The 11,685-nt window shown below is 51.7% G+C and carries 13 protein-coding genes (1 of these 13 running past the window's edge); 2 read left to right on the top strand and 11 right to left on the bottom strand.

Features of this window, described 5'->3' with window-relative positions:
- Together TCARDRAFT_RS07860 and TCARDRAFT_RS07855 are read left to right on the top strand one after the other, a co-directional pair.
- On the top strand, positions 1–725 hold the final stretch of the coding sequence (locus TCARDRAFT_RS07860; RefSeq protein WP_007289480.1) for a TonB-dependent receptor plug domain-containing protein. 1,285 nt of this gene lie to the left of the window's left edge; 725 of the gene's 2,010 nt are visible here — the last part of the coding sequence; the start codon falls outside the window, past its left edge; its stop codon occupies positions 723–725.
- 14 nt (positions 726–739) lie between these two features.
- Positions 740–1,333 (top strand): class I SAM-dependent methyltransferase, encoded by a 594-nt coding sequence (locus TCARDRAFT_RS07855; protein WP_007289479.1) that lies wholly within the window; start codon positions 740–742, stop codon positions 1,331–1,333.
- Between the two features lie 42 nt (positions 1,334–1,375).
- Here the strand turns inward: TCARDRAFT_RS07855 and TCARDRAFT_RS07850 are convergent, their stop codons facing one another.
- From TCARDRAFT_RS07850 to dnaK, 11 genes are all read right to left on the bottom strand, one after another.
- Positions 1,376–1,717, bottom strand: a complete 342-nt coding sequence (locus TCARDRAFT_RS07850; protein WP_007289516.1) for a hypothetical protein — start codon at positions 1,715–1,717, stop codon at positions 1,376–1,378.
- 10 nt (positions 1,718–1,727) lie between these two features.
- Positions 1,728–2,738: a flotillin-like protein FloA gene (gene floA, locus TCARDRAFT_RS07845; RefSeq protein WP_007289478.1), complete on the bottom strand. Its 1,011-nt coding sequence runs from the start codon at positions 2,736–2,738 to the stop codon at positions 1,728–1,730.
- Positions 2,739–4,049, bottom strand: a complete 1,311-nt coding sequence (locus tag TCARDRAFT_RS07840; RefSeq protein ID WP_007289477.1) for an NfeD family protein — start codon at positions 4,047–4,049, stop codon at positions 2,739–2,741.
- Positions 4,050–4,428: 379 nt separating this feature from the next.
- The gene (locus tag TCARDRAFT_RS07835; RefSeq protein WP_007289476.1) at positions 4,429–4,881 is read right to left on the bottom strand and encodes a GatB/YqeY domain-containing protein; all 453 of its coding nucleotides are present in this window, start codon (positions 4,879–4,881) and stop codon (positions 4,429–4,431) included.
- 20 nt (positions 4,882–4,901) lie between these two features.
- Positions 4,902–5,081 carry a 30S ribosomal protein S21 gene (rpsU, locus tag TCARDRAFT_RS07830; protein WP_007289475.1) on the bottom strand — a complete coding sequence of 60 codons (180 nt, stop codon included), beginning with the start codon at positions 5,079–5,081 and terminating at the stop codon, positions 4,902–4,904.
- Positions 5,082–5,174: 93 nt separating this feature from the next.
- A complete protein-coding gene (locus tag TCARDRAFT_RS07825) occupies positions 5,175–5,522 on the bottom strand; it encodes a histidine triad nucleotide-binding protein (RefSeq protein ID WP_007289474.1) in 348 nt (115 codons plus the stop codon).
- Positions 5,523–5,641: 119 nt separating this feature from the next.
- Positions 5,642–6,940, bottom strand: a complete 1,299-nt coding sequence (gene mtaB, locus TCARDRAFT_RS07820) for a tRNA (N(6)-L-threonylcarbamoyladenosine(37)-C(2))-methylthiotransferase MtaB (RefSeq protein ID WP_007289473.1) — start codon at positions 6,938–6,940, stop codon at positions 5,642–5,644.
- A 16-nt stretch (positions 6,941–6,956) separates the two neighbouring features.
- Entirely contained in the window at positions 6,957–7,691 is a 735-nt protein-coding gene (locus TCARDRAFT_RS07815) for a 16S rRNA (uracil(1498)-N(3))-methyltransferase (RefSeq protein WP_007289472.1), read from the bottom strand.
- Between the two features lies 1 nt (position 7,692).
- Complete coding sequence (gene prmA, locus TCARDRAFT_RS07810; protein ID WP_007289471.1) at positions 7,693–8,631, bottom strand: 50S ribosomal protein L11 methyltransferase; 939 nt, start codon at positions 8,629–8,631, stop codon at positions 7,693–7,695.
- 22 nt (positions 8,632–8,653) lie between these two features.
- Positions 8,654–9,793, bottom strand: coding sequence for a molecular chaperone DnaJ (gene dnaJ, locus TCARDRAFT_RS07805; RefSeq protein ID WP_007289470.1), 1,140 nt, complete (start codon positions 9,791–9,793; stop codon positions 8,654–8,656).
- A gap of 26 nt (positions 9,794–9,819) precedes the next feature.
- Positions 9,820–11,673 (bottom strand): molecular chaperone DnaK, encoded by a 1,854-nt coding sequence (gene dnaK, locus TCARDRAFT_RS07800; RefSeq protein WP_007289469.1) that lies wholly within the window; start codon positions 11,671–11,673, stop codon positions 9,820–9,822.
- Between the last annotated feature and the right edge of the window lie 12 nt (positions 11,674–11,685).

The following is an 11,685-nucleotide window of genomic DNA, read 5'->3' as shown; positions in this document are numbered from 1 at the left end:
CCTTCCGTAACGACCAGCAAACCACCACCTTCATCTCAGTCAACCGTTTGTGGCGTTCGCCGTCGATGGCGGAATTTTACTGGTGGTCGAAAAATTACACCAGCACAGATCCAAAGGTTATTGGCGATGGCCTGATGCTCAATCCCGAAAAAGGCTGGGAATATGAACTGGGCGTAGAGCGCAAGGTGTCTCCCCAGCTTACGACCAAACTCACCGCTTACTATCAAAATATAAATGACTACATAAATTTTACTCACCAATATCCGTATTCTTGCTATAATATTCCCAAGGCCAAGCTCTGGGGCGTTGAGTGGGAAAACAGCTACCAGCTAAATCAGGCCGCACGCGTATTTTTAAATTACACCAACCAACATACAAAAAAAGAGGGCGTAGACCCAAGCGACAATCTAGGTTTACGCCACGAACTGGACTATCGTCCGCGGCACAAGGCAACGCTGGGCTACCAGTACGACGCCAAACCATGGCACATTCGCTACACCGTTGACTATACTGGTGAGCAATCAGCCAACTACCCCTACGGAACACCCGCCATCATTAGACTTGGCGGCTATGTTGTCCACGACCTGGCTGTAACCCGCGACCTCACGGAAGATAGTTCACTTACTTTGTCGATAAACAATCTCTTTGACAAGCATTACGCCGAACAAAACAACTATCCCATGCCGGGTCGACTGGTAAGTGTCGTATACCGGTATAAACTGTAAGGTGAAACAATCTTATGAACAGCGAACAAGCCTTCTTCAACCAACTCGCACAGCAGTGGGATGACCTCCGCTGTGCCGATGATAACAAAATTGCAGCTTTGGTCGCTATGATTGGCATCAATACAGGCGACACCGTCCTTGATGTGGGTTGCGGTACCGGTATTTTGCTTCCCTTTCTCAAAAAAGTTTTAGGTGAAACCGGAAACATTACCGCTATAGATTTTGCTGCGAATATGATCACCCGCGCCGCCGCCAAACATCGCCATCTCAGCGGCATTACCTATGTCACCGGCGATATACTTGACTATCAGCCACCCCAAGCTTTCGACAAAATTATTTGCTTTAACTTTTTCCCGCATGTTAAAGACAAAACCGCTTTTCTGGCGAAAATGAAATCTATGTTAAAAACCGGCGGCATACTGGTAATCATGCATGATTTATCGCGCCAGGCGGTTAATGCTATTCACGCCGGCAATACAACCGTACAAGACGACCGCCTGCCGCCTAGCGATATAGTGGCGCAAATGTTACAACAGGCCGATTTTTCCGTCCTTGCCGCCGTCGATAACAATGACTACTACTTTATAAAGGCAACAGTGCACAAGTAATAAAACCCCTGGAGATTGGCCAAACCACTCCAGGGGTTATTTTTATCGCCGTCCGCGCAAAACTAGCGGCCTTTTTGCGCGCGGCGGCAGCAGGATTTCGGCAAAAATTACCCCATTGACCAGCAGGGCGTTGTTCAGCTTGCCCTCCCATGGGGAGGTTTCAGGGGCTTTCGTCGGCGCCGGAACATGTACTTCCGGTGGCAGCGGCGGTTTAATAGGCATCGCCGGCGGCATCCCGGCCCCAGCTTGGCCGGTTGGTTCCGGCTCGGGCGGCGCGGGCTGCGGTATATGCGGATATTCATATTTTGGGGGCCGCCGGCGCTTTAAGAGTTCCGGCAAGACATATAGCACCAGCATCAAAATGATTAATAATCCGAAATCCAAACCATCTCACCTACTTTTTCGGCGATTCATCAGCCTTCGCCGGCGCTTGCGCCATCACCGGGCCGGCTTTGGCAATGGTTTCACGCATTTCGGTGTCGGCCATAATATTATTCATATTATAATAATCCATTACTCCCATCCGTCCTTCGCGCAGCGCAATAGCTAAAGCACGCGGCACCTCGGCCTGGGCTTCCACCACTTTGGCCTGCATTTCCTGGGTAAAAGCTTTCATCTCCTGCTCTTTGGCAACCGCCATAGCCCGTCGCTCTTCCGCCTTAGCCTGAGCAATGCGTTTTTCCGCTTCGGCCTGGTCGGTTAATAACTCAGCACCAATGTTGCGTCCTACATCGACGTCGGCAATATCAATCGACAATATTTCAAAGGCCGTACCGGCATCAAGTCCTTTGGCAAGAACAGTGCGCGAAATATGGTCCGGATTTTCCAACACTTCCTTATGGTCGTCGGCCGAACCGACGGTCGTGACAATTCCTTCGCCAACCCTGGCCAGAATGGTTGCTTCGCCGGCGCCGCCAACTAAACGGTCAATATTTGCCCGCACGGTAACCCGTGCTTTTACCTTGAGTTCAATGCCATTTTTCGCCACGGCGGAAACAACGGGCGTTTCAATCACTTTCGGATTCACGCTCATTTGCACCGCTTCCAGAACATTACGCCCTGCAAGATCAATGGCGGCAGCGCGTTCAAAGGTAAGCGGAATTTGCGCGCGGTGAGCCGCAATGAGGGCATCGACCACCCGGTCGACATTACCGCCGGCAAGATAATGGGCCTCCAACTGGTTGACGTTTACGTCCAAACCTGCTTTGTTGGCCTTAATAAGCGGCAGGACGATTTGGGCCGGCGGCACGCGCCGCAGGCGCATGCCAATTAAGGTCATAATGCCGACGTGAACACCGGCGGCCATAGCCGATATCCACAGTCCAAGCGGGACAAAATGGAGAAATACGGCGATACCGACAATGAATAGAAACAAAACTAAAATAGGGCCGATTAACTGAACCATTTACCGTTCCTCCTTATCATTTATTGGTCGCACAACAATACGACTGCCGTTAACACTTACTACCATAACCCTGGTTCCTGGCGGTACATACCGTCCTTCGGACAGGACGTCAAGCTGCGTTCCTTCAATTTCTATCACACCTGCCGGGCGTAAAAAAGAAATAACTGTGCCCGTTTTGCCAATAAACTGGCTATAATCACGGGCACTAACGAAACCGGCTTGCGTCGTTTCACTCTCCTTAAGCACCAACTTGGTCCACAGCTTACTGGTAGGAAGATGTTTTACAATTACCAAAAAGATGATAACAGCTAAGATAAGACTACCGGCTAAAACATTGAGCGCGAAAAGGCCACCACCCAATGTAAGAAAAAAACTGACCAAAATGGAAACGGTACCGATAATCCCGAAAAAACCAAACCCGGGGACGTAAATTTCAATTGCCAGCAAAACCAGGCCGCCGACAAACAGCAAAATCTCCAGCCAGCCCGCAAAACCCGTCAACCACTGACTGCCAAAGAAGTGCAACGCGGCGACCAGTCCGAGCAGGGCGGCCACGCCCATGCCGGCAGTCTTTATTTCGGTCAATACTGCCAGAAAAATTATCGACAACAGCAGTGATTTGACCATTGGATCAGATAACCATCCCGCCGCCCGTTCCGCCCACCCCGGCGCATGCTCTATTAAGGGAGCGTTTTCCAAGCCATAGCGCCTGAGTACAGTCTCACGATCAGGCGCCACCAAATCGGCATAGCCGACCTGCTGGGCTTGGTAATCGGTTAACGCTAAAATCTGACCGGGCTGCGCATAGCCGGGCAGGCCAAGGGTCTTATCCACCATTGCTTCGGCGATGCGGGGATCACGGCCCCGTTTATTGGCGGTCGCGGCAAATTCAGCCTTTAATGCGGCAATGGTTTTTTCCGTTGCGGGTATAGGCTCGGCCGCCCCCAGGCTGCCGCCAGGAGCAATGACAATATGTTTATGGGCTAAGGCAATCAAGGCTCCTGCTGACCAAGCTCGGTTTTTTACGTAGCAAATAGTAGGTAAAGGATAATCAATAATAATATCTCTAATCGCAACCGCCGGGTCGACCAGACCGCCAAAGGTATCAATCTCAATCAGGACGGCTTGCGCCTTTTGGGCTGAAGCCTCGGTCAGCACCCGCCGCACCAATGCCGCCTGACTGCCGTTAATTTCCCCTTTGATGGGTATGAGGAGTACGGGCTGGCGGTCGTCGGCTGCCAAAACGGTTGGCTCGACAAAGGAAAATACAAGTATAAGCAAAAAAACAACTGCTAACGGCTTATACCGCATACCTTACACCTGCCCTCACCCTGTCTCCCCTTACTCTATTCGCTAAAGAGAGCATACATTCCTATCTTCTCTTCTTCGCAAAATAAAGATAGTTTCGAATACTTATCTAATACTATCAAGTTCTTGACTTGTCGAAACTTGTATGATATTGTTTGTGACAGTGAAGCCTGTTTATACACCATAATCGTTATTGGTTTTAAACAGCAGCATACGCACCATCAACTACTTGTTCTACACAGAAAAAGCTGGTAAATCGATTGCAGCAACAACGTCCATTGCTATAGGCGCTTCACCAAAAATAAACAGACAGGTTTGCCTGTCTGTTTATTTTTTACACAATATAAAATCCGGTACTCCATCTGAAGTACCGGATTGGTTTTTATTGATTCAACAGTTCCCGCACGATAGCGTTTACTGTCTTACCATCAGCACGACCTTTTACTTTCGGCATCAGTACCGCCATTACCTTGCCCATATCCTTGGCGCTAGCCGCCTGCGTTTGGGCAATGGCTTCCATCACCAAGTCCCGAATCTCCGCTTCACTTAACTGTGGGGGAAGGTATTGCATCAGAATGGCAATCTCTTGTTCCAGGGTTTCGACCAAGTCGGGGCGATTGCCTTTTTGGAACTCTGCGATAGAATCCCGTCGCATCTTAACTTCTCTGGCGATGACTTCCAGGACTTCTTCGTCATTGAGTTCCTTTTTTTGGTCGATTTCCGCATTTTTGATGCTGGCGCGTACCATGCGAATGACAGAGAGCCGCAATTTACCGGCCTCTTTGTCTTTCATGGCCTGCTTCATGTCCTCTGTAAGCCTATCCTTGATCGACATAAATACCTCCGGAAAGAAGGTTAACTTTTATGCTTACGTTTCCTGGCCGCCTCGGACTTTTTCTTGCGTTTCACACTCGGTTTTTCGTAATGCTCGCGTTTTCTGACTTCGGATAACACGCCTGCTTTTTGGCAAGAGCGCTTAAATCTGCGGAGTGCGCTGTCCAATGTTTCGTTTTTGCCAACTCTGATTTCTGACATCTATCTCCCTCCCTCCACACCAACCTACGGGGAAGTATGTTTGCTCAAACATACACCTAACTATTATACTCAAACTGACAAACATTGTCAATGTTAGCCTGGAGGCCATGTCATGAACCTACCTCCCAGGATATGGCAGTGGAGGTGGTGGACTGTTTGCCCTCCGTTGTCTTTAGTATTAATGACAACGCGAAAACCGTCTTCCGCCAGACCGAGCCTAGCGGCAACTTGCGGAATGACAGCCATGATATGCCCGGCAAGCGCCCTGTCATCGGGCGTGATTTCCAGGAGGTTGGCAATATGCTTCTTGGGAATAACCAGCACATGAACCGGCGCAGCCGGATTAATATCGGGAAAAGCGATGATTTGCTCGTCCTCGTAAACAGGCTGCACCGGCACCTCTTTTTGGGCAATTTTGCAAAAAATACAGTCCTGCTGCATAATGCACCTCCTCTCGCTGAAAAATGAGTCGCAATCAACAGTAGATTTTACACCCGTATTCAAAAATATTCTGCTTATTCCTGCATTATCCTGCCAAAACTGTCAGCGCTAATAAAATTTTACGCCAGCAGTGTACCCCATAATCCGTCTTTGTACGGTTTCTCTAAACGAACGACGCCCAGCGTACCCACCAAGTCCACGCCGCCGCGGGTATACACCCGTATGTAGTTTCCCGTAAGCCCATCAAGAACACCGTCATTAGCCGTCTCGAACAGCACCTCCATCTCACGGCCGACAAAGGCGGCGAGAAAGGCAGCCGCCCCCTTTTCGGCCACCCGCTGCATTTCCCGGACGCGCCGCTTTTTTTCTTCTTCCGGTACCTGGTTGGGATAAGTGGCAGCCGGCGTGCCGCTACGCCGCGAATAGGGAAAAATGTGAACTTTGGCAAAAGCCATACGCTCGACAAAGGCCAGCGAGTTAGCAAACATTGTCGGCGTTTCCCCGGGAAAACCGACGATAACATCGGTGGTAACGGCAAGGTCCGGCACCCGGCGGCGAATGTCGCCTACCAAGCGGCTATATTCTTCGGTCGTATAGTGCCGGTTCATTTGGCTTAGTACATGGTCATCACCTGCTTGCAGCGGCAGATGCAGATGCGGACACAACTTAGCATCACGGCGCATCAGCGCGACAAGCCGATCGGAAACTTCGACTGATTCGAGCGAACTTAGACGCAGACGCACCAACCCCGCAACACTAAGCACCGTCTCTACGGCATCGGCCAGTTCCAGGCCATCGCCCATATCGCGGCCATAAGCGCCAAGATGAATGCCTGTCAAAACAATTTCTTTAAAGCCGGTGGCGATCAATTTTTCCGCTTCCCGTTTAACGCTGTCAAGGGAACGGGAACGTAGCGGCCCGCGGGCATAGGGGATAATACAGTATGTACAAAAATTGGTACACCCTTCTTGAATTTTCAAAAAAGCACGCGTTCGGCCGGGGGCGTCAAAAATAGGAATGTCCTCAAATTGTTCCGCTTCCATAATATCAGTTACGGCATTAACTTGGCCGCGGGTTCTGCGTGCCTCTTCCACCAAATCAACGATCCGGCCACGGTCCTGTGTACCAACAATCACGTCTACCCCGGGAATAGCCGCTACTTTATCCGGCGAGACCTGAGCATAGCAGCCGGTGGCGACGATAACAGCCTCAGGATTAACTCTGGCTGCCCGCCTGATCAGCTGGCGCGACTTTTTTTCGCCTAAGTGCGTAACCGAACAAGTATTAATAACATAAACGTCGGCCGGTTCGTCAAAGGAAACAATTGTATACCCGCGCTGCTTGAATAATCCTTCGATAACCTCGGTTTCAAACTGATTTACTTTACAGCCTAGCGTCGTAAAAGCCGCCCGCGGCATAATCACCCCTCCTACCTTAGGTTCCGCCTAAATCGCCCCGCTCATACAGCACCGCGGTTAGGGCAGCAAGCGCTGCCGTTTCGGTACGCAAAATGCGCGGCCCCATCGTGACGATTTGGGCACCGCGCTGCCGGCAAAGTAAAACCTCGTCGGGACTAAACCCGCCTTCAGGGCCGATTAGCAGAAGATAGGACTCACTCGGTGTCATCCTCAGCGCTTGTTTAAGACCGCACGCCGGTTGTCCCTCATACAGCATAATAACTGTTTCCGGCAAAGTCATTTTTAGCAGCGAGGAAAAGGTCTGGACAGAAGCCACTTCCGGCACAGCCGCCCGGCCGCATTGCTTGGCAGCTTCATAAGCAATTTTTTGCCACCGCTCCCGCCTGGCCGCTTTTTTCCCGGCATCGTACCGCACCACCGTATAGGCAGTCTCAATAGGCAAGATCCGGGTTACGCCAAGCTCCACTGCTTTCTGAATAATAAAATCCATCTTATCGCCTTTCGGCAGTCCCTGGGCCAGCCAGACCTCAACAGGCGGCTCATTGCTCTCGGTAAGGGCTTGCCGGCAAGCTACCTTCACGCTGCTGCCGTCCACACTAATAATCTCCGCCTTACAAGCCTGTCCATCCTGGCCTGCCACGATAATATAATCACCTGGCTTCAGCCGCAGTACCCGCGCAATGTGATGCCCGTCATCACCGGTAATTATCATCTCGGAGGCGAGCGGACCAGGAAAGAAAAACCGCCGCACCCTAATCGCCTCCCCGGCGAACGGCAATGGCCGCCCAACCGCCTTCCTCGACAACGCGGTCAATAACTAAGCCCTGCGCCAGTATGGCTGCCGTTACATCGCCCAGCCGCTCGGCAATGATGCCGCTGGCGATAAACACGCCGCCTTCCTTTAATTTCTGGGGAACGTCTTTAACCAATCGAATAATCACATCGGCGATGATATTAGCGACAACCACGTCAGCCGTTCCGGTAAAACCTGTCAGCAAATCGCCCTGCGCAACCTTCACGACATGTGAGACGCCGTTTACAGAAGCATTTTCAACCGCCACGTTTACCGCAACCGGATCCAAATCGACGGCATAGACGGCGCCAGCCCCCAGTTTGGCGGCGACAACGGCCAGGATGCCCGACCCGGTTCCCACGTCAAAAACAACATCGCCGGGTTTAATGACATCTTCCAGGATACGAATGCACATAGCGGTAGTATGGTGCGTACCTGTCCCAAACGCCATCCCGGGATCAAGTTCAACGATGATTTCGCCTTCGGCTTGGTTATATTCTTCCCACGATGGTTTGATGACAATTTTTTCTCCCACTTTAACCGGGTGAAAATAGTTTTTCCACGAACTGGCCCAATCTTCTTCCTGCACTTCCTGCCAGTAAATATGCCCGCGCCCTTTGTTTAATTGATACTGGGCGAGTTCATTGACCCGCGCCTCAAAGAGGCGAAGTTTGTCATCCAGCTCATCATCCATTGGCAAATAGGCTTTGACAGTAACGATTTCCGGGTTTTCCGCCTCCGGTAGAGCGCAATAATCCCACGCACCGGACCGCCGGTAGGCATTGATAACCTCCGGGTCCTCGATGACAACCCCGCTGGCACCTAACTCGTGAAAAATATTGGCCACCGCTTCGGTGGCCTCATGGGTCGTCTGAATACTAATTTCAGCCCACTTCAAGCATAATCGCCCCTTTTTTCAGTTACGATCCCAAAAAATCTTTGACCTTTTTAAAAAAACTCTTTTGCTCCGGATTAATATTTTCACCGCTCACACGGGCAAACTCCTTCAAAAGCTCGCGCTGACGTTCGGTCAGGTTCTTGGGAGTAACCACTTTGATCCGCACATGCTGATCGCCGCGGCCATGGCCTCTAAGGTGCGGAATGCCTTTGTCCTTGAGACGGAAAGTCGTACCGGACTGGGTACCTTCGGGAATCTTAAGACTGACTTTCCCGTCCAGGGTGGGCACTTCGATTTCGTCGCCTAAGGCAGCCTGCACAAAACTTATTGGCACTTCGCAAATGACATCGCTGCCTTCACGTGTAAACAGTTTGTGCGGTTTTACAAAAATATAAACATACAAATCGCCAGGCGGCCCGCCGCGTATACCGGCCTCGCCTTCATAAGCAACACGGAGGCGGGACCCACTGTCAACACCGGCAGGGATTTTTATCTTTATAGTACGCTTGTTGCGGACTCTGCCACGTCCCTGACACTCTTTGCAGGGCGTGCGCACTATCTTGCCCTCGCCGCGACAGCGGGTACAGGTCTTCACGTTAACCATGCGCCCAAACGGCGTGTTTTGAACGATCTGCTGCTGTCCCGTTCCGCGGCACTGCGGGCATGTCTCGGGATGGGTTCCCGGGGCGGCGCCTGAGCCATGGCAAGCGGGACATTCTTCGGTACGCGGCACCTGAATTTCTTTCTCCACGCCAAAAGCGGCTTCTTCGAAAGCAATCTCCAAGTCGTAACGCAAATCGGCGCCTTTTTCCGGGCCGGCATGACGGGCGCCGAAACCGGTCTGACCGAAAAACATATCGAAAATATCGCTAAACCCGCCGGCGCCAAATCCGCCAAAACCGCCAAAGCCGCCTGCCCCGGCGCCTTGGCCGGGGTCAAAGGCCGCATGGCCGAACTGGTCATACTGCGCCCGCCGCTCGGGGTCGGACAAAACTTCATAGGCTTCGTTTATTTCTTTGAATTTCTCCTCTGCCTCTTTAGGGTTATCACGGTTGACATCAGGATGGTATTTCCGTGCCAGCTTGCGAAAGGCCTTCTTGATCTCTTCCTCGGTCGCCGTCCTGGGCACGCCTAACACTTCATAATAATCTCTTTTGCTCACAATTCACCATCCCAAACTTTGACTCTCTACTTCTTGTTCTCTTCGTCTACTACCTTGTACTCAGCGTCTACTACCTTATCGTCATTTGGTGCTGACGCGCCAGCCGCGCCCGGACCAAATCCTTGAGAGCCCGGCGTGCCCTGACCGCCCGCTTGGTTATACACGGCGGCCGTAAGTTCATACAGCGGTTTGGTAAGTTCTTCGGTATCGGCCTTGATCTTCGCAATATCATTGCCCTTCAGAGATTCTTTTAATTTATCGATGCCTTTTTGCACCTTTTCCACCAGCGCTTTATCGGCCTTGTCCCCCATCTCCTTGATGGTCTTTTCGGCCTGGTACACGAGCGAGTCGGCGTTATTGCGTATTTCGGCCTCCTCGCGGCGCTTTTTGTCTTCGCTGGCATGGGCTTCTGCTTCTTTGACCATCCGCTCGATTTCTTCCTTGCTCAGGCCACTGGAAGAAGTGATGGTAATCTTTTGCTCCTTGCCGGTACCAAGGTCTTTGGCCGACACATGGACAATACCGTTGGCATCAATGTCAAAGGTAACTTCAATGCGAGGAACACCGCGCGGCGCCGGCGGAATTCCCGAGAGCTCAAACCGGCCGAGCGTCTTGTTATAAGCTGCCATTTCCCGTTCGCCCTGCAGGACATGAATCTCAACAGAGGACTGATTATCGGCAGCCGTGGAAAAAATCTGGCTCTTGGAAGTAGGAATGGTCGTATTGCGTTCAATAATCTTCGTGAATACGCCGCCTAGCGTCTCAATGCCCAAGGATAGAGGCGTTACGTCAAGAAGGAGTACATCCTTGACTTCACCGACCAGGACGCCGGCCTGAATGGCTGCGCCGATGGCCACACACTCATCGGGATTCACGCCGCGGTAGGGTTCTTTGCCCAGGAACTTCTTAATCGCTTCCTGAACGGCCGGAATCCGGGTCGAACCGCCGACCAAAATAACCTTGTCGATATCTTTGGGCGTCAATCCCGCGTCGCTCAGAGCCTGGCGGGTAGGACCCATTGTGGCTTCAACCAGGTCCGCCGTCAGCTCTTCAAACTTGGCTCTGGTAAGAGTGACGTCCAGGTGTTTCGGCCCACTGGCATCGGCGGTGATAAACGGCAAATTGATATTGGTGGTTAATACGCCGGACAACTCAATCTTGGCTTTTTCCGCCGCTTCTTTGAGGCGCTGCATGGCCATGCGGTCTGCCGAAAGATCAATGCCATGCTCTTTCTTAAATTCAGCAATCAGCCACTGCATAATACGCTCGTCAAAGTCGTCGCCGCCCAGACGGTTATTGCCGCTGGTCGCCTTAACTTCAAAAACGCCGTCACCCAGTTCCAGAATAGACACGTCGAAAGTACCGCCGCCCAAGTCGAAGACCAGGATGGTATGGTCTTCACCTTTGTCAAGACCATACGCCAAGGCGGCCGCCGTAGGCTCGTTGATAATGCGCAGCACTTCCAGTCCGGCGATAGTGCCGGCATCCTTGGTAGCTTGGCGCTGGGCATCAGTAAAATAGGCCGGTACGGTGATGACCGCTTTGGTTACCTTTTCCCCGAGGTAAGCCTCAGCGTCTTGCTTGAGCTTTTGCAAAATCATGGCTGAAATTTCTTGAGGCGTATATTCTTTTTCATCAATACGCACTTTGTGGTTCGTACCCATATGCCGCTTTATGGAAATAACGGTGCGCTCCGGATTGGAAACAGCCTGACGCTTGGCCAGTTGACCGACCAGCCGCTCGCCTGTTTTAGAAAAACCGACGACAGAAGGAGTCAAACGGCTGCCTTCGGCATTAGGAATAACAACCGGCTCGCCGCCTTCCATAACCGCTACGACGGAGTTAGTAGTCCCTAAATCTATACCGATTACTTTTGCCATTTCTATTCCTCC

Source organism: Thermosinus carboxydivorans Nor1, from assembly GCF_000169155.1.
Lineage (GTDB): Bacteria > Bacillota > Negativicutes > Sporomusales > Thermosinaceae > Thermosinus > Thermosinus carboxydivorans.
This window is presented reverse-complemented; position numbering and strand designations above follow the sequence as displayed.